15 protein-coding genes are annotated in these 18693 nt (G+C 60.7%); 13 read left to right on the forward strand and 2 right to left on the reverse strand.

What is annotated here, in order from left to right:
* Window positions 1–14 precede the first annotated feature (14 nt).
* The 13 genes from B071_RS14935 to B071_RS0100160 all read left to right on the forward strand — a co-directional run bounded on the left by B071_RS14935 (window position 15) and on the right by B071_RS0100160 (window position 14785).
* Complete coding sequence (locus tag B071_RS14935; protein ID WP_018525064.1) at window positions 15–1316, forward strand: MFS transporter; 1302 nt, start codon at window positions 15–17, stop codon at window positions 1314–1316.
* 88 nt (window positions 1317–1404) lie between these two features.
* Complete coding sequence (locus tag B071_RS0100105) at window positions 1405–2376, forward strand: ABC transporter substrate-binding protein (protein WP_018525065.1); 972 nt, start codon at window positions 1405–1407, stop codon at window positions 2374–2376.
* Window positions 2366–2941 carry a hypothetical protein gene (locus tag B071_RS0100110; RefSeq protein WP_018525066.1) on the forward strand — a complete coding sequence of 192 codons (576 nt, stop codon included), beginning with the start codon at window positions 2366–2368 and terminating at the stop codon, window positions 2939–2941. The genes B071_RS0100105 and B071_RS0100110 overlap by 11 nt, the downstream gene beginning before the upstream one ends.
* An 83-nt stretch (window positions 2942–3024) precedes the next feature.
* A complete protein-coding gene (locus B071_RS0100115) occupies window positions 3025–3717 on the forward strand; it encodes an ABC transporter permease (protein ID WP_245534020.1) in 693 nt (230 codons plus the stop codon).
* The gene (locus tag B071_RS14940) at window positions 3714–4502 is read left to right on the forward strand and encodes an ABC transporter ATP-binding protein (protein WP_018525068.1); all 789 of its coding nucleotides are present in this window, start codon (window positions 3714–3716) and stop codon (window positions 4500–4502) included. The genes B071_RS0100115 and B071_RS14940 overlap by 4 nt, the downstream gene beginning before the upstream one ends.
* A gap of 1013 nt (window positions 4503–5515) precedes the next feature.
* Window positions 5516–6442: a diguanylate cyclase gene (locus tag B071_RS20370; protein ID WP_438829508.1), complete on the forward strand. Its 927-nt coding sequence runs from the start codon at window positions 5516–5518 to the stop codon at window positions 6440–6442.
* Window positions 6432–7298, forward strand: coding sequence for a carboxylating nicotinate-nucleotide diphosphorylase (nadC, locus tag B071_RS0100130; protein WP_018525070.1), 867 nt, complete (start codon window positions 6432–6434; stop codon window positions 7296–7298). Before B071_RS20370 ends, nadC begins: the two co-directional genes overlap by 11 nt.
* 159 nt (window positions 7299–7457) lie before the next feature.
* On the forward strand, window positions 7458–8480 hold the full coding sequence (locus B071_RS0100135) for a quinolinate synthase NadA (protein ID WP_438829509.1): 1023 nt from the start codon (window positions 7458–7460) through the stop codon (window positions 8478–8480).
* Between the two features lie 19 nt (window positions 8481–8499).
* On the forward strand, window positions 8500–10065 hold the full coding sequence (nadB, locus tag B071_RS0100140) for an L-aspartate oxidase (RefSeq protein ID WP_018525072.1): 1566 nt from the start codon (window positions 8500–8502) through the stop codon (window positions 10063–10065).
* A 74-nt stretch (window positions 10066–10139) separates the two neighbouring features.
* Window positions 10140–11363 carry an ABC transporter substrate-binding protein gene (locus tag B071_RS0100145; protein ID WP_018525073.1) on the forward strand — a complete coding sequence of 408 codons (1224 nt, stop codon included), beginning with the start codon at window positions 10140–10142 and terminating at the stop codon, window positions 11361–11363.
* 80 nt (window positions 11364–11443) lie between these two features.
* Window positions 11444–13045: a sensor histidine kinase gene (locus B071_RS18015; protein ID WP_498365787.1), complete on the forward strand. Its 1602-nt coding sequence runs from the start codon at window positions 11444–11446 to the stop codon at window positions 13043–13045.
* A 184-nt stretch (window positions 13046–13229) separates the two neighbouring features.
* Window positions 13230–13700, forward strand: a complete 471-nt coding sequence (gene purE / locus B071_RS0100155) for a 5-(carboxyamino)imidazole ribonucleotide mutase (RefSeq protein WP_322785954.1) — start codon at window positions 13230–13232, stop codon at window positions 13698–13700.
* The gene (locus B071_RS0100160; protein ID WP_018525076.1) at window positions 13697–14785 is read left to right on the forward strand and encodes a 5-(carboxyamino)imidazole ribonucleotide synthase; all 1089 of its coding nucleotides are present in this window, start codon (window positions 13697–13699) and stop codon (window positions 14783–14785) included. The genes purE and B071_RS0100160 overlap by 4 nt, the downstream gene beginning before the upstream one ends.
* Before the next feature lie 109 nt (window positions 14786–14894).
* Here B071_RS0100160 and B071_RS0100165 read toward each other — a convergent pair whose 3' ends face one another.
* Complete coding sequence (locus tag B071_RS0100165) at window positions 14895–17153, reverse strand: methyl-accepting chemotaxis protein (RefSeq protein ID WP_018525077.1); 2259 nt, start codon at window positions 17151–17153, stop codon at window positions 14895–14897.
* 132 nt (window positions 17154–17285) lie between these two features.
* Entirely contained in the window at window positions 17286–18467 is a 1182-nt protein-coding gene (locus B071_RS0100170; protein WP_026244854.1) for a BaiN/RdsA family NAD(P)/FAD-dependent oxidoreductase, read from the reverse strand.
* Window positions 18468–18693: the final 226 nt, after the last annotated feature.

Consider the following 18693-nt stretch of genomic DNA (forward strand, 5'->3'; position numbering starts at 1 on the left):
CGGGGCAGAGAGCGATGAAAAACGATGAGATCACAACCGGGGACCTTTCCCCCCGGTGGGTTTACCGCCGCTCCCTCGTGATAGGGAGCGGTTTTTTTACAGTGGCGCTGATCGAACCCATGTACAGCGCCTATATCCCGCTGATGCTGGGCGACTATCTCTCCACGTCGGCCTCGGTGGGGGCTGTCCTGAGTGTCCTGAATCTGATTGCCCCCCTGGTGATTCCCCTCTTTTCAACGCTTTCCGATCGAACCCGCACGCCCCTGGGAAAGCGGATGCCCTATATTGTCTTCTTCTTTCCCCTGGCCGCCTTCTCCCTGGCTGTGGTTCCCCTGGCTGCCCACAGAAGTCTTGTGGCCCTGGTGGCTTCCCTGGCGGCGATGAACTTTTTCCGCCACGCCGCACGGGGACCCGTTGTCTCGCTCATGCCCGATCTGATTCCTTCCCGGCACCGCTCCCGCGCAAACGGGGTAATCAACATGATGGCCGGGGTCGCGGGAATGACGTCTACGGTGCTGCTGGCTCCGCTGATCGCCGTGGTGGTGCCCCTCCCGGGGTGGGGTGATCTCCGGAGAGTGCTGCCCTTCTGGATCATCGCTCTCCTGATTCTCGTTTCCACGGTCTTTCTTTTTGTGAAGGTACGGGAAACACTGGAGGTCTCCGCCTCTGGAGGTGATGATCGGGAGAGCCCCGGGATAGGAGCGTCTCTCCGGGAGATCATCTCGGCCGGCTCCGGGGGATCCTTGCCTGTTTTTCTGGCTGTACTCTGCTGGTTTTTTGCCTGGATGCTGGTGGTTCCCTTTCTTACCACCTACGCGAGGGACCATTTGGGGGCAGGGGAGGCCGGTGCCACCCTCTCGTACGGTATGCTCGCGGTGTCGCAGACGCTGTGGGCTATTCCCGGGGGTGTTCTTGCGGCGCGGTGGGGGCGGAGAAGGATGATGCGTCTGGCTTTGGTGGTGCTCGTTCTGGTGGGGGTGGGGGCGTGGCTGAACGCCCGGAGGGGTGCAGACGGCTCGGGGGGGGCGCTTCTGGTCTTTTGGGTGCTGCTGCTTCTGTTGGGTGCGGCCTGGGTGATCCTGACGACCAACTGCCTGCCCCTGCTCTGGGATATGGGAGGAGGCCGCAGGCTGGGGTTGTACACAGGCCTGTACTATGCGGCGTCCCAGACCGCTCTCGTGGCCGGGCCCGTTGCGGGGGGGCTTCTGGTGGATACCGTGGGATTCCAGGGGCTTTTTCTGGGGTTTTCTCTCCTCATGGGGGCCGCTCTGGTGTTTCTGATACCCCCCCCGGACAGGAAGGGAGAATATAGTTAGGTTAAGCGAATAATGTTATTGACCTAAAACGGTGTATTGATTATAACCCAAGTCATNATTTCTCAAGAATAGACGAAAGGGGTTTCCCATGAAACGGTCTACCACCGTATCTGTTTCTGCACTGCTTCTGGTGCTGGTTAGTTCTGTGCTTTTTGTTTCGGCCGGGCGCAGGGAGGCCGAAATTCCCTCGGAGATTAATGTCTCCTACGTGACCTCTCCCTTTAATCTGCCCATCATCGTCATGCGCGAGAAGGGGCTCCTGGAAGAGGAATTTGCTCCTCTGGGGATCACCGTCAACTGGCACGAGATCACCTCGGGGGCGCACCAGGCAACTGCGCTCGCCGCTGGGAGCCTCGATATCGCCTCGGTGATCAACAGTACATCGGTGATTCTCTCCAATGCTGCCGGGAACGAGGTAATTATCGCCTCGGGGTTCAGCAGACCCCGCCAGACCTTCGGTATTATGGCAGGGCCCGATGGTCCCTCGTCGGTGGCAGAGCTGCGGGGAGCTCGTGTGGCAGGGCCCAAGGGGACGGTGCTGCACCAGATCCTGGTCTCTGCCCTCGATGCCCACGGTATGAGCGAAGATGATATCGAGTTTTTCTCCATGGGGCTTCCCCAGGCCCGGATGGCTCTCCTGGCGGGGGAGGTCGATGCGGCGCTCCAGGCGGCGAGTCTGATCATTCGCAACCAGGAAGCGGGTTACTCCCTGATCGCCACCGCCGAGGGGTACGTCGTGCCGAAACTCGTGGTGGGTGTCCGGCCCCGGTTTCTGGAGCGGCATCCCGATCTGGTGGATCGCTACCGCCGGGTGCAGGAGCGGGCCCTGGCCTTTATCGAGGCCTATCCCGAGGAGGCGATAGCCATCGGGGCTGCCGAGCACGAGATTTCTCTGGAGGATGCCCGCAAGCTCTTTGAATGGGGTGATTTTACCATGCACCTCTCCCCGGATGACCTGGTGAGTCTCGTCGATGATGTGGAGTTTCTGCGTGCCCAGGGAATGATCGAGACCGGTCTGGATCCGAGGACTTTTGTGAACGAGGCGGCCCTTGCTCAGTGAACAGCTTCCTCGAGGGGGTGATCGGTCTCTCCTGGTACTTCTGGATGAAGGCTACCAGGTGTCCTTTTCCTGGGAGCAGGTCTTCGCGTTCCTGGGGTACAGGAATATTATCGCTTCGGCCATCATGACCCGGCTCTTTTCCCGGGCTTTCCGTGAGTTGTCGCCCGACGCCCCTCCCGACCGTGAGGAGCTGGTGCTCCTCACGGCCTTCCCCGGGGAGGGGATCCTCGAAGCCCTCGAGCTGGTTACCCGGGTGCCCTCGCGCCATCCGGAGCGACTGGTGATTGACCCCTCGGCAGGACCCGATGAGGCCCCTCCCGTTCCGGGAGGGCGGTTTTATCTGGAGATACAGGTCGGTCAGCGACGCAGGGGCTACTGGCCCTCGCGGGATCTCATCGATGATCGCTTCCGGGAACAGGTCGAGCGCTTTCAGGAAGGGGCCGGAACGGCCCGGGAGCAGGAGCAGTACCGCAGGTACAAGGAAGAGACTGCCCGTCATATCCTGCAGATGGAAGAGGGTGAGCTCTTTACTTCCCGCCCTGTCCCCGGAGGCGGTGCGACGTGAAACGGCTGGTGGTGTTTCTGCTACGCAGGCTTTGGGTCCCCGCTCTCCTCTTCTGTCTCTGGTGGGGGCTGAGNCGGGCCGGCATGGTTCATCCCTATCTGATCCCCTCTCCCTGGAAGGTGTGGCAGGCCGCCCGGGGGCTTCTCGAGTCGGGAGTTCTGGTTCGTCATATCTCGGTGAGCCTTGGCAGAGTTTTTTCCGGATACGGGCTTACCCTGGTGGTTGCGTTGCCTCTGGCTCTGATCTTTCATCACTGGCCCCGCTGGTCCCAGCGGTTCTCCCTGATTCTGGCATTTCTTCGTGCTACTCCGCCGCTTGCGCTTATTCCCATGCTTATCCTGTGGTTTGGTATCGGCGAGGCTTCCAAGCTCGCCGTAATCGTAATGGCCAGTTTTTTCCCCATCTTTCTGAACGCCTACGATGGTCTCGAGCGCGTGGAGGGGAGGTGGCACGAACTGGCTCTCTCTCTGGAGTTGCGGTACTGGGAGCGCCTTTTCTTTGTGTTGCTTCCCGGCGCGCTTCCNTACATCNTAACGGGTTTGCGGATCGGCTTCGGCTACGCCTGGAGAGCCCTGGTGGGGGCTGAGCTCTTTGCTGCAGCAGCGGGGCTGGGCTATCTCATTCTGGACTCCCAGGAGATGGCCAGGACCGATAGAGTTGTCCTGGGAATACTTACCATCGGTGTGCTGGGTCTTTTCTTTGATTCTCTTCTGCACTGGCTTGCGCGAAGGCTCACTCCCTGGTCCGACCCGAGATCACAGGAGGCTGAGGTATGATCTCTCTTGAGGTACAGGATCTCTCCTGTGAGTATACCAGTCGGGATCGGTCGGTTCTGGCCGTGGATCGCCTGAACCTGACAGTCCATTCGGGGACGTTCACGGCGATCGTCGGCGCCAGCGGGTGCGGCAAGACGACCCTGCTGCGACTCATAGCGGGGCTTCGCAGGGCCGATCGGGGGAGTATCTCCTTTGGAGGTGCTGCCGATCCCGATCGCCGCCACCACGCTGCCCTGGTTTTTCAGGATGACCGGCTGCTGCCGTGGCTCACGGTTCGGCAGAATCTGTTGCTGGCCCTTCGCAGGGAATCTCTCGCGGCTCCNGAACGGGAGGAACGGCTTCGGGCAGCGCTGGAACTCGTAAAAATGGATCGCTGGGGCTCGGCGTACCCCTACCAGCTTTCCGGTGGGATGGCCCAGCGGGTGAATCTGGCCAGAGCCCTGTGCCAGAGGCGTTCTCTCTGGCTCCTGGATGAGCCCTTCAGCGCGCTCGATGCAATTACGCGACTCCAGCTCCAGCAGGAACTTTCCCGNCTCTGGGAGGCGACGGAACCGACGGTTCTTCTTGTGACCCACGATATCAGCGAGGCCGTGCTTCTGGCGGACAGGGTTCTTACCATGGGCGAGGGGAGGATCCTCCACGATCGGGCGCTCGATTTGGCGCGCCCCCGCCGGAGGAGCGATCCAGCCTTTATCGCGGCGGTTTCGACCATCGAAGAATCCCTGCTGGGTGATCCCCGGGAAACGTCCCCGCCACGGGAGGGGACAGAGAGAAAAAAGGGATAGAGACGGATCTCCTCAAGGGGCCTTGCTTGTGGTACTATTATGCGCTCATGACGCAGAGCCCCAGGGTCTTTCTCCGGAATCTTTTCTCGCTATTCCCGCTTCGTCTGGTGGTAGCAGCGTTCGTGCTGGCCTTCGTGGTTTCTCTGGCGGGGTGTTCATCGCCGACGTCTTTTCTGCGGGCGGGGCCCCGCAGGAGTGTTCAGGCAACCCTGGAAGGCGGGGTTTTCCTCTTCCCCCGGGACATGGAAGGCGCAACCTTCCCCCTGGCGGGGGAGTGGGTTGTTCTGGCTGGCGAGTACCGACCTCCCGCAGCGCATCCGCCCGATCCCGCCGACCAGACGCTCCTGGGGGTTCCTCCGCCCCGGGGGCGCTTCTATCTTCCTTCGGGTGAGCGCTACATGTCTGGCCCCATCACGTATCGGGCGGTGCTGCGAGGGCTACCCCGGAAGGGGCTTTCGGNCATAAAAATACCCCTTATTCAGGGAGGACTTCGGGCCTGGACAAACGGGGATCTCCTTTTTTCTGCCGGTTTCCCTGATGATACGTCCGGGGTGTCCCCGATCAGGATGGAGCGGAGCCTGGTACTTCCTCTGCTACCTGACGGGAATGGTGAGGTCGATCTGGTGCTGGCCTTCGATAACGCCGTTCACCCCTACGGTGGGGGCGCCCTGACCGCCCCCGTGGTGGGGAAGATGGAGACCCTTCAGCGCGCGCGGGGGTCGCGGCTGTTCCGCGATGGTCTGCTGAAGGGAGCCTTGCTTCTGGCTGGTGCGTTTCACCTTCTCCTCTTTCCCGCTTCGCGCAGGGACTGGCGCCATCCCTTTTTCTCTCTGATCTGCGTGACGGCCGCCCTGTTTTTGGGAACGCTCCAGGGCGAGATGGTTCTGGCCACCCTGGGGNTGCTCAAGGGATTGNCCCTGATCCATCTTCAGGGACTATTGCTTCTGGGGTTCCCCGCTCTCTATTTTATCTTNCTGCAACGACTNTTTCCCCGGGAGCTCTCCCTGCGGGAGATGGCCTGGCCCGTGGCTGGTTTGCTGGTTCTTCTGGGATTATCCCTGGTGACTCCCCTGCGCTGGAAGCTCGATCTGGCCGTGCTTGCCATACCCTGGGTCTNCTGGGGGGCTGTTGTGACGGCGCGAACTCTCTGGCGTGCACGCACGATTCCCCGGGGAGGAGCCCTCCTCGTGGCTGGAGGTGTCCTTGTCTGGGCTCTCTGCGGGCTCTCTGACGGAATTCATCTTCTGCGAGGCGCACGTCCTCTTGTATGGCTGAGCCCCTGGGGAACGCTCCTNTTTGTCCTTGCCAACTCTCTNGCCCTNTCCCGAAGGGTNGTGGATTACCGGCTTTCCCTGGCGCTGTTGCAACACGAAGCTCACCGCGACGGGCTGACAAACCTCTGGAATCGCCGGGGGTTCGATCTGAAGGTGATCCAGGAGTGGCAGCGGCACNACAGGGAAAGAACCTCGCTGGCGCTGGTGCTGGTCGACATCGATCATTTCAAGCAGTACAACGACACCCTCGGTCACCAGGCAGGGGACCGGGCACTGCAAGAGGTTTCCCGATTGCTCTGNACCGAGCCTCACCGGCGNGATGATTATCTTGCCCGCTACGGGGGCGAGGAATTCGTCCTGCTTCTCCCGGATACCACCTGCGAGGGGGCCTACCAGGTAGCGCTGCGGGCCTGTGAAAGGGTCCGTGGTGCGCGTATTCCCCATCCCCGCGGGATCGATGGCGTTCTCACGATCAGTCTGGGAGTTGCCGCAGCGATTCCCGGTGACGGGGAGGACCCCGAGTCGGGGGTGGGTCGGCTGCTCCGGCAGGCCGATCAGGCCCTCTATCGGGCAAAAAAGCGGGGGCGCAATACCGTTGAGGCTGGGGGCCCCCTTGCGGTATCCCGGGAGCAGGGCTATTCTGGGTCAGAAGCTCATGAACAGTGAAGAAGATTACCAGAAGGGTTTGCCCGAACTGATTGACCGGGCTCTGGAAGAGGATCTGGGTGGACTCCCTCCCCGAGGGCTCGATGTTACCTCGGAGGCAATTTTCAGCGACGAGAGGGAACGCTACCATCTTGTTGCCAAAGGTGCGGGAGTGCTCTGCGGGAAGGATGTNGTCTCCGCCGTGGTCGCCCGGGTTGATCCTGCGGTCACGGTGAGCTGGACGTACGATGACGGCGATTCCTTTCCCCGGGGCGAGACGGTTGCTTTCCTGGAGGGGGCTGTTCGATCGATACTTCAGGCCGAACGGACGGCTCTGAATTTTCTCTCCCATTTGTCGGGAATATCAACCCGAACGGCCGAATTCCTTCGTGCTCTGGACGGCAGAGCCGGTCTNCTCGATACCCGCAAGACCCTGCCGGGCTACCGGTTGCTCCAGAAGTACGCCGTCCGCTGCGGCGGGGGAGAGAACCATAGAACCGGTCTCTACGATATGGTCATGATCAAGGATAACCATATCGACGCGGCGGGGGGAATCACCTCTGCGGTGGAGCGCGTACGGTCCCGCTGGGGGAGCCGGTACAGGATTGAGGTGGAGGCCCGCAGACTTGAAGAGGTCNAGGAGGCCCTGGCCTGCGGAGTTGACCGGATCATGCTCGACAACATGAGCGATCACGAGATGACCCGGGCCGTGAAGCTCGTGGCTGGCCGGGCGGAAACCGAGGCCTCGGGGACGATGACCAGGGAGCGTATAGCCCGGGTTGCCCCGACGGGGGTTGATTATATATCATTCGGGATGCTGACACACACGGTGTTGCCCGTGGATTTCAGCTTGCGCGTATATCGCAGGCCGAACTGAAAGGGCCCTGTCGGTCACGGNCGTTCCGATCGGGCCGGGAGAAAACCTCCTCCCGGGAGGCGCCGGGCCTGTGCTGTGAGTCGGCATCATCTATCCCCCCAGGCGGTACCAGTGGAACGAGTAGAAGATCAGGGAACGGCGCTCTTTGACATTCTTGGTGTGAAGGAGCGCCTCGGGTCGCGGCTTTTGATTCCCGCCCACTTTTACGTGGCCAGCGATGTAGTGGATCTGGCAGATTGTGTGGGTGACTCCTATAAGCTCGCTGTTGACGTGAGCAGAAACGACGCNGAGTTTATCGTCTTTTGCGGGGTCCGGTTCATGGCCGAGGGAGCACGGGTCCTCGCCGGTGACCACCAGCGGGTTCTTATGCCCGAGACCGCTGCGGGATGCCCCATGGCTGACATGATCGATGCCGCAACGGCCCGGGATGTTCTGACACGCCTTCAGAACGCATCATCCCGGCCCGTTGTTCCCGTGGTCTACATGAACTCCGACACCGCCACAAAGGGCCTCTGCGGAGANCAGGGTGGTGCTGTGTGCACCAGCTCCAACGCCACGTCGATACTGCGCCATTATCTTGACCAGGGGCAGAGTGTTTTTTTCTTTCCCGATTACCATCTGGGCAGCAATGTGGCCGGAGCTCTCGGGATCCCCCCGGAGCAGATCNTGCGGGTCTCCCGGGAGACCCCTGAGCCCGACTGTTCCGGTCAGGAGGAGCCGAGGCTCTTTCTCTGGGACGGNCATTGTCCCGTTCACGTGGCCTTNACCCCCCGCGATGTGNAGCTNCTCAGGGAGGCGAACCCCGGGGCCAGAGTTATGGTCCACCCCGAGTGCGACGCCTCGGTGGTAGCCCTGGCCGATTCCTGGGGCTCTACCCGGGAGATCCGCGATNCNGTGGCCGAGTCTCCCCGGGGTTCTTCCTGGATCATCGGAACGGAGCTCAATTTTGTNAAAACCCTGGCCCGGGATAATCCCGACAAGCGGGTTATCCCCCTCAAGGCTTCGCTNTGCCGCAATATGGCAAAGGTTACGGCCGCCAATACGGCNCGGGCGGTTCGCTCTGTGGAGGAGTTCCTTCAGGGAACGGGGGAGCTCTTTCAGGAAGTCCGGGTGGATCCGCTCCTTGTCCGGGATGCCCGGCGGGCTCTGGAGAAGATGATAGCCATCGTGGAACGGGGATAGCCGGTTTTCCGGAGTGGCTATGCGGCGCGTCTACGATGCNCTCATTGCAGGGTGCGGGATTGCAGGTCTTTCCTGCGCGATCAGGCTGAAAGAGTCGGGTCTCTCCGTGGTGGTNATCACCAAGGAGGATGATCCCCTGGAGACCAATACCCGCTATGCCCAGGGNGGGGTGGTTTCAGCCTGCCCCGACGATTCCGAGGGGCTTCTTCGGGATGATATTATCCGGGCCGGTGGCGGGTATAATCGCAGGGATGCGGTGGAACTCTTTGCCCGGGAGGCCCCCGAGCTGGTNCAGGATTTTCTGGTGGGCCGTGTGGGCGCGCGGCTGGCAGAAACCGGTGAAGGAGTTCTCCATTATACCGGTGAGGCCGCCCACAGCGTGCGCAGGGTAGCTCACGACAATGACCGCACCGGCAAGACCTTACAAGAGGCGCTTCTTGCCCGNGCCCGGGATCTGGACATTCCGCTTCTGGCGGGTCGTACCGCCGTCGATATCATCACCAACGATCATCATTCCCGTGATGCCCAGGAGGTTTTCGCCGATCGCGAGGTGATGGGCCTCTACGTGCTGGATCACGCCTCCGGCGCGGTCGAGACCTGGTGTGCCCATGCCGTCATTCTGGCAACCGGAGGTGGCGGAAATCTCTTTCATCACACCACGAACCCCCCTCTCGCTACGGGCGACGGGATCAGCATGGCCCATCGGGCGGGTGCAGAGACGATCCATATGGAGTTTGTCCAGTTCCATCCGACCTGTTTTTTCCACAGTGACATCAAGCGGTTTCTCATATCCGAGGCCCTGCGTGGCGAAGGGGGGAAAATTGTCGACCACCGGGGGGTCCCTTTTATGCAGGAGTACTCTCCGCTGGCAGATCTGGCACCCCGGGATGTGGTTTCCCGAGCTATCTACGATCGCATGGCTGGCACGGGGAGAGAATGCATGTTTCTGGATCTTGCCAGCCATTACTCCGGCAGGGAGCCCATCCGGGAACGGTTCCCCACGATATACGAGACCTGCCTCCGGGGTGGCGTGGATATCTCCCGCGATCCCATTCCCATCGTACCGGCNGCCCATTACCTCTGTGGAGGTGTAAAGGCNGATCTTTTTGGCAGGTCCTCGATAAAGAACCTCTATGCCCTGGGAGAGGTGGCCTGCACAGGTATCCACGGGGCTAATCGTCTGGCTTCGACGTCTTTGCTCGAGGGGGTCTTCTGGGGGCTTCGGGCCGCGGGGCATATCGTTTCCCGGGGTTACGCCATAGAACCATCCCGCCTGGAAACTCTCCGCGATTGGGAGGCTCCCGCGTCTTCTGAAGAGGTGGATCCCTTGCTGGTGGACCAGGACATGAAGCTGATCCAGCTTACCATGTGGAACTACGCCGGCATTATCCGCACCGAGCGGGGGTTGCGCCGGGCCGACGCCGATCTGGCGTATCACACGCACCGGATCATGAAGTTCTACCGGCAGGCCCGGCTCAACCGCAGGATTCTGGAACTCCGCAACGCCGTGGTGAGCGCCTCGCTTATCGTGAAGGCTGCTTTGCGGAACAAGTCCTCTGCGGGGTGTCACCACCGCAGATCCTGAAGCCGGACGAACTGGTCGCGTTCCATTGACCTGCCTTCCCCGGGGTCTTACCATTAAGGTGAGGAGGGGAAGCGATGACGTTCTTTTTCNGCTATCTCCGCCAGGTTTCCCGATTTCTTCCCCGAGTTATCCGGAGCAANAGAAAGCGTAATTCCGGATCTTCGCCGGTACTGCTCGTACTGCTCCTCTTTTCTCTTTTCCTTTTCTCCGGCTGCAGAGAGACAGAGCCTGTCTCTCTTGGATTTTTGGGAAGTCTCACGGGAAGTCTCTCCGATCTGGGCAGGGCCGGGCGCAACGCCGTTACTCTGGCCGTAGAAGAGCAGAACGCCCGGGGAGGGGTTCGGGGTCGTCCCCTGAAGTTACTTGTCCGGGATACGGGACAGGAGCGCGACCGCGCTGTGGCCCGTCTTCACGAGCTGGCCGATGCGGGGGTTGTAGCGGTGATCGGTCCCATGACAACCGAGATCGCCCTGGCCCTGCGCGAACCGTCGGCTGAGCTGGGGCTGGTGCTGATCTCCCCTACCGTGAGCGGGGACGCCCTGACGGGGCTGGACGATTTCTTCTTCCGGGTGATGGAATCCAATCTCGAGGAGACCCGTCGCCTTGCGGACTATAGTTACACCACTGCGGGGTTCCGGAGAGCTGCTGTGATCTACGATGAAGCCAACAGGGGCTATGCGCATCCCTTTTACCNGGGGCTTCGGGAGCGCTTCGAGACTCTGGGTGGAGAGATCGTACGGGTCGATTCCTATCGGTCGGGGCCGGGGGTCCGTTTCTCCGCCCTTGTGGAGAACCTGGCAGAGAGCGGTGCCGACGGGGTATTTCTTGCAACGGGCGCCCACGATGCGGCGCGGATTGCCCAGCAGGTTCGCCTGCAGATTCCCGGAATGCCACTACTCTCCAGTAGCTGGGCCATGACGGAGGAGTTGATCGCCCACGGGGGCAACGCGGTGGAAGGAATGGTTTTCTTCAACCGGTATCTTCACGATAACTCCGGCCCCGAAGGAGAGGAGTTCCGTGAGGCCTACCGCAAGCGGTTTTCCGAGGAGCCCAGCTTTGCTGCGAGCTTCTCCTACGAGGCAGCCCGGGTGCTGATCGCCCTTCTTGAGGATGCCTGGAAGCGGGAGGAGATCAAACCCGCTCTCCTGGCGCGCCGGGAGTTTCCAGGGATCCTGGGGCCTATCGTCTTTGACAGGTATGGTGATGTGTTGCGTCAGTTGTACCGCATGGAAGTGAGGAATGGAGCCTTTCGCATCGTCGGGCCTGTCGATCCTCTCGGGGATGAGGGGAAGAGGTGAAGATATTCTCCAGNCTGAAGCAGATACTCCTCTTTTTGTATCTTTTCTCTACGGTGATTCCCTTGCTCTTCCTGGGAGGGGTGAGCTATTCAACCCTGCGCAGAGTTCTGGAGCAGCAGGTGCTGGAGACCCAGCACCTGCTCTCGCGGGAGATAGCCAGCCGGGTCTCGAGGGTAGCCTTCGAGGCGGAAAATATACTGACCTACGCCCGGGTGGTCTTGCTGGATGCCGGGGGAATCTCGGGCGCCCACCATGCACAGCCCCACCTGGAACGGCTCGTGAAGAACTACGATTTTTTCAGGGGGCTTACCCTTCTGGATCGGGAGGGGGTCGTTCGGGCCTCTTTTCCGGCCAACCCCGAACAGGCGGGGGTGGATATGTCTCGACAACCCTTCTTTCTGGAGCGAGCCACAGGTGAGAAGCCCCTCTGGTCCCGGGCCTTCGTATCGCTCGAAACGGGATCTCCCACGGCAACGATCTCGCTTTCCCTGAATGAATCGGTTCTGGTGGGATTTCTCGACCTTTCGGTTCTGGGGAGCATCGTATCGGGGATTCGCCTGGGGGAGACGGGGTTCGTCCTCGTCAGGGATCAGGTTCAGACCGTGATCGCTCACCCCGACCCGAGTTATGTCCAGGAGATGCGTAATATTGTCCAGCTGCCTCATCCCGGTGACCCTCGTTACGGCTTCGGTGGGATCGGGCAGTTTTACCTGGACGGGCGATCCTACCAGGGGCTCTCGGTGCATATCGAACCTTCGGGCTGGTCGCTCTCGCTCCTTCAGGAAAGTGCTGAGGCGCGTGCTCCGGTACGAATGATGATGGTCACTGCCCTGGCGGTGCTGGTNACGGTCTTCTTCTNGGGCACGCTGATCTCCTTTTACCTGTATTGGCGCATTCTGAAACCGGTGAAGCGNCTGGTGGCAGAAACCGAGCAGATCAGTTCCGGGGAATATCGCTTTGCTGGGGAGGCGGCGAGCTTCCGGGAGGTGGAAACGCTCCATCAGGCTTTTATCTCCATGGGAGGTGTTCTGGAGGCGAGGGAGCAGGCCNTGCGCGAATCCCTGCGGGAGAAGGAAGTNCTCCTCCAGGAAGTTCACCATCGNGTGAAAAACAACTTCCAGATGATCATAAGCCTTCTGAATCTCCAGAGCCTTCAGGTCCCCCAGGAAGAGGCTCAACAGGCTTTCATGGAGGCCGAGGGGCGGATCCGCTCCATGGCGCTGGTCCACGAGAAGATCTATCGCTCCGAGAGCCTTTCCCACGTTAATTTTGGTAGCTACATTGGTGATATCTTGCAGGAGCTCTATCTGGCCTACTCGGCCCGGGACCGGGGAATCGTCCTGGATTCTCTGGTAGAGGAGGTGGACCTCTCGATCACCGAGGCGATTCCCTGTGGCCTGATCCTGAACGAACTTGTCACAAACGTGCTCAAGCACGCCTATCCCCCGGGCTTTGAGGGAAGGAAAGTTCTGGGTATCGTTTTTCGCAAGGTCCCTACACACAAGGCCGAACTCCTTGTGTGGGACCGGGGAGTAGGTGCCGTGACCTCCGGGGAACGCGAGTTTTCCCTGGGCCAGACCCTGGTGGAGCAGTTGGCGCGGCAGCTGAAGGGAGAACTCTCGGTGTCCTGTTCGGAGGGGCGAAAGACGTCGCTGCTGTTTCCCCTGAAGATTATCGCCTGAGGAATGCCCTGTGTCCGGTCAATCTTCCCCCGTTCTGACGAAACAGTTTATACTCCTCGGGATTTCCCATGATCGGTAATCGGTACGGAACGGCCTGGGCCGGTCTGCCGCTTGCCCCGATCGGGGAGCACACGATCGAGAGATTTTTCCGGGAGGGACTATGGAGCCGTTGGTGGGGTTGATAATGGGTTCGCGTTCTGATTGGGATACGCTGCGGCATACAGCAGAGACCCTGGAGGCTCTGAAGATCCCCTGTGAGATCGAGGTCGTCTCGGCTCACCGAACTCCGGACAAACTCTTTCGCTACGCCGAAGAGGCCCAGGGACGGGGTCTTGAGGTGATTATCGCCGGTGCCGGTGGCGCAGCCCACCTCCCCGGGATGACTGCGGCCAAGACGATTCTCCCCGTGCTGGGTGTTCCCGTTCAGTCCAGAACGCTGCAGGGNGTGGACTCGCTCCTCTCCATCGTGCAGATGCCCGCAGGGGTCCCGGTGGGTACCATGGCGATAGGCCGGGCCGGGGCGGTGAACGCTGCGCTTCTTGCTGCCTCGATCCTGGCACTCAACCATCCCGAGATCGGGGCCGCGCTGGAAGCCTTCCGCCTGCATCAGACCGAAGCGGTTCTTGCTCACCCCGATCCCCGGGAGGAGCTATGAGGGTTGGTATTCTCGGAGGCGGCCAGCTGGCCAGAATGCTCGCCCTGGCGGGTCATCCCCTGGGGATCGAATGCGTTGTGCTCGACCCGGCTCCGGATGCCTGTGCGCACGTTGCGGCATCTCACATTGTCGGCGCCTACGAGGACAGACCCTCGCTGGAGCAGCTCGTCCGGGTAGCCGATGTGGTGACCTACGAGTTTGAAAACGTTCCTGCCCCCAGCGTTCGTCTTCTTGAGGAGCATCTCCCCGTGTATCCTCCTTCGGAGGCCCTCGCGCTTTCCCGGGACCGCCTGACCGAGAAGGAACTCTTCCGCGATCTGGGAATCCCGGTCGTTCCCTTTGTAGCGGTGGATTCCCTCGAAGCGCTCCGCGAGGCGGTGGATGCGCTGGGACTCCCGGCGCTGGTAAAAACGCGTTGCCTGGGCTACGACGGCAAAGGACAGGTGCTGCTGCGATCCCGGGGAGAGATCCCTGATGCCTGGGAGGCTTTGGGGGGAGCCCCCGCCATTCTTGAGGGGTTTGCCGAGTTCTCCCGCGAGATATCCATCGTTGCCCTTCGTTCGCGGGCCGGAGAGATTGCCTTCTATCCTGTAAGTGAGAACACCCACCAGGGGGGAATTCTCCACTATTCGTGCAGTACCGATTCCGACCTGCGTCAGCGGGAGGCCGAAGATATGGCCGGTTCGCTCCTGGAGCGCCTTGGCTACGTGGGGATTCTGGCTCTGGAGCTTTTTGATACTCCCCGGGGCCTGGTTGCCAACGAGATGGCGCCCCGCGTCCATAACACGGGACACTGGACGATCGAGGGAGCGGGGGTTAGCCAGTTTGAGAACCATCTCCGNGCGGTTGCCGGGCTGCCCCTGGGGGACACCTCACGAAAGGGGCATTCCGGCATGGTAAACTTTATCGGAGCTGCGCCGGCACAGGAGGCTGTGCTGAAGATACCTCATTCCCACTACCACAGCTACGGCAAGGCTCCCCGACCGGGGCGCAAGATCGGCCACGGGACGATCTGCGCACCTTCACGGGAGAGCCTGCTCCGGGGGCTGGAACATCTCCGCGAGCTTGCTCCACTGGTTCGGTAGCACCTGCAACGGCGGTAGCGATACAACAGTCCAGGATCATCAGGAGCGGAGAAAGAGGACCCTGCCGGACGGGTCTTGAACCGGCAGGGCTGCTTCCGAAGCGGTCGGGCTAGATGTGGAACTGGCCGAATCCTTCCTTGACCTTCCCGATGACTTCGGAGAGTTTCTTCGAAAGTTCCACGATCTCCTGAATCGCCAGAACGATCTCGTCGGTGCCGATCTTGACCTCGGCAACGCCTCCGGTAACCTCCGAAGAGATCGTCTGGACCCTGGCCGCTACGGCCAGGGAGCGTTCCGCACCCTGGCTGATCTCGCGACTTCCTTCCCGGATCCGAATGGTGATCTCGTTAATCTCCTCGCTCGCTTCCAGGACCTGCTGACCCCCGGTATTCAGCTCGCTGATGGAGTGGTCGATCTCGCTGAAGGCGTTCACCGTATCGCGGGCATCCTGGGAGATTGCATCCAGCACGGTGGTGGTGTTGCTCACGGTTTCGCTCGTCCGCTGAACGGCGCTGGTGATCTCCTGGATCAGCCTGGTTATTCGCGAGGCCGATTCGGCGCTCGATTCTGCAAGCTTGCGGATCTCCTCGGCTACCACGGAGAAGCCCCGGCCGGCGTCTCCTGCATGGGCTGCCTCGATTGCGGCGTTCATGGAGAGGAGGTTGGTCTGGCTGGAAATGTTATTTATCGTCTCGGCCATCTCCTGGATCGAGCCGATGTGGGTTACCACGCTCTGGAAGATCGATGCCGTCTCCTCGATGCTGGTCCTTCCGACCTCGGTTTGCTGGGCCAGGCTCTCGGTGCTCTTGAGTTTTGCCCGGGTAATCTGGGCCACGTTTCCCAGGGAGGCTATCATCTGGGTTATGGCGGCCGTGCTCTGCTCTACCATAGCGGCCTGATCGGTGATCCGCTCNTCCATGCTCTGGAGGTTGGTGTTNATGAGGTTCATCGATGAGGCCGATTGTTCCACCTGATTGTCCATCTCCTGAATCTGGCGGGATATATGTGCCATGGTGGCGCTGATCTCTTCGATGGCCGATGAGGTTTCCTCGGTNGAACTGCCCATGGTCGATTCNATGAGCTCCGTCTCCTCTACGGCAACCCTCACGTCGGCGACGAGACCCCGCAGTTTTTCCAGAAAAAGGTTGAACTCCCGGGCCAGGAGTCCGATCTCGTCCCGGGACTGGACGGTGAGCCCCCGGGTAAGATCGGCATCGCCCTGGGCGAGTTCCCCCATGGCCTGGGTGGCCCGTAAGATATTTCGGGCCAGAACCCGGGAGGAAATGAAATAGGCGATCCCGAAGGCAGCCAGGAGAAAGAGCAGGCTGATAACGATGATTCTGCGCACGATGGCATTGGCCGTGGTATAGAACTCTCTCTCATCGATAAAGACGACGAACCGTACCGGGAACTGCTGGTTGTCCGAGGCGCGTACCCTGATCCAGTGATTCTGCCCGTTCTCCAGGGGCGCTACAAAGGGTTCATCGCCGAGAGCACCAAAGTCCGCGAAGCGGGGTATCCCCAGTTTCGAGATGTGTTCTCCCGCCAGTTCGGGTCTGTGGGGGTGGGCCAGGACGTTTCCCTCCCTGTCGGTGATTGCCACATAGCCGGATTGGCCGATTCTGATGTTGCGTACCATATCGGAGAGGTCTCTCAGATCGATGTCGATGCTCAGGACGCCCCTGAAGCGGTTGTCCCTGTCGTGAACGGCCTTCACCACGAAGATGACGAGCTCGCCTGTGGAGGTGGTGTAGGCGTTTGAAAAGGAGACTTCCTGCCGGTTGGCCGACGCCTGTCGGTACCACGATCTGGTCCGGGCGTCGTAGCCGTCACCCCGGTTCCGGGCGGGGTATTGAACNAACCCGCCGTGCTCNTCTACCCCCAGGCTCGCTGTGAAGACCGCCGGGTGAGCGGTGACGAAGGTCTCGAAGACCCGGTACAGGTCTGCCTGGTAGGGATCGCCTTCCAGGGGAAGCATGGGGATGCTCCCTCCCGGTCCTGTTTTGTCAACGTAGGTGGTTATCCTGGTGTCAGCCTCACGAACCAGGGGAAGCGATGCCATCATCTCGGTGTTATAGCTGATGTTGTCGATATAGTTGTTCACCGCCTGGTTGGTAATGGCCAGCTGCTGTTCCACCATCTCCTGATAGTCGCTACGCGTTTGCGATATCACCCGCAGCGCTACGGACCCCCCTATCACAACCGAAGAGAGGAGGGTGAGGGAGACAAAGGCGACCACAAGCCTGGTTTTTATGCTGTGCAGGGGCGGGACGCGCNGATGTTCCCGGACTGTAGTCTGGGGAGAGCCACCGTGGGAGGCCTTCGGAGGGGCATCGGGGGAGGAGCCGGTTTTTTCTGAAGCACTCATGAAGAAAGGCTACGTCATGGCTCGGGATATTTCCAGAGTGGAGACGCAAAAACCAACTTTTTTACTGTCCTTTTTTCAGGTCTTCCGGGATTGTGTTTTCCGGGATTTGGTCCTTCGGGGAGAAACCGGGAATCAGCAGTGCTGCCCTGCGGCCCAACCGGAACTCCAGGCCCATTGCAGGTTATATCCGCCAAGCTGACCCGTTACGTCTACCACTTCGCCGATAAAAAAGAGACCNTCCATCGTCCTTGTTTCCATGGTCTTCGACGAGAGTGCTTCGGTACTGACGCCGCCGCGCGTGACCTCGGCGGTGCGGTACCCCTCGGTTCCCTGAGGCACGAAGGAGACGGCCTGGATCGCTTCGGCGATCTTTCTGATATCTCCCGGAGAAAGGGTTCTGATCGGCATCGACCCGATATCCCGTCGGTCGAGTAAAGCCTTCACCAGACGACGGGGAAGATGCACACTGAGAGTATTCAGAAGGGTCTTGTCCGGATGTTCCCTGAGACTCTCTGCCAGAAGTTCATCCACACCCCCTCGGGGAAGGAAATCTACNATAATCTCCTGGCCCTGATCCCAGTATGTGGAAAGCTGGAGCGAGACGGGGCCGCTCGTGCCGCGGTGCGTGAAGAGCAGATCGCCCGTGAAGGAGTGGTCACCGCATCGGGCCGTCACGGGGAGGGAAACGCCGCTCAGGGGCTGGAAGAGCGCCTTCTCCCGGGTTTGCCACGTGAAAGGGACCAGAGCCGGGCCGGGGGGAATCAGCGGAAGATCAAAGTTCCGGGCTATCCTGAACCCCAGGGGTGAGACTCCGGCAGCGGGAAGGGAAACCCCTCCCGTGGCAACCACCACCGAGGCGGCGGTCCAGCTCTCCGCAGCTGTTACCACGCGGTACAGCCCTCCGGTACGCAGTACTTCCTGCACGGTCTGGTTCATGCGAATCACCGCGCCTCCNGAACGGGCCTCCTGCAGGAGCATCTCCAGAATATCCGCCGAAGAGCGGTCGCAGAAAAGCTGCCCCTCCTGACGTTCGTGATAGGGAATCCCGTAGCGCTCCACCAGGTCGATAAAATCGTACTGGGAGTAACGGCTCAGGGCGGATTTGCAGAAATGGGAGTTTTGGGAGAGGAAGTTCTGTGAATCCACCTGAAGGTTTGTAAAATTGCACTTTCCCCCGCCGGCCATGAGGACTTTCCGGCCCGGCCGTTTGCCTGAATCGAGGACCAGCACCGACCGTCCCCGTCGTCCTGCCTGGGCCGCGCACATAAGGCCCGACGCTCCCGCGCCGATGATGATCACATCCCATTCCTTCATGATCCTACTGTACCGGAAAAACCGGTCTTGATCTTCAGTTCCGGGCCGGGAGAGCGTGTTTTCGGAAGGGTCTGCCTCTCATGATTGTGGTGGTGCCTGCTTTTACTACGTCTTTTCTTTCTGACGCCTGCTCTTTCTGATGTCTGTTTTCTCTGGCGTCTTCTTCCTCTGGCGTCTGTGGCCAACCCTGGATGTATTGCTCCCGTTCCGGATTGCTGCCTCGAGT

Source organism: Alkalispirochaeta alkalica DSM 8900, from assembly GCF_000373545.1.
In the GTDB taxonomy this organism is placed as follows: domain Bacteria; phylum Spirochaetota; class Spirochaetia; order DSM-27196; family Alkalispirochaetaceae; genus Alkalispirochaeta; species Alkalispirochaeta alkalica.

What these genes read in the sequence shown, in the direction of transcription:
- B071_RS14935 (WP_018525064.1), top strand. Translation starts at nt 15, where the DNA reads ATGAAAAACGATGAGATCACAACCGGGGACCTTTCCCCCCGGTGGGTT.
- B071_RS0100105 (WP_018525065.1), top strand. Translation starts at nt 1,405, where the DNA reads ATGAAACGGTCTACCACCGTATCTGTTTCTGCACTGCTTCTGGTGCTG.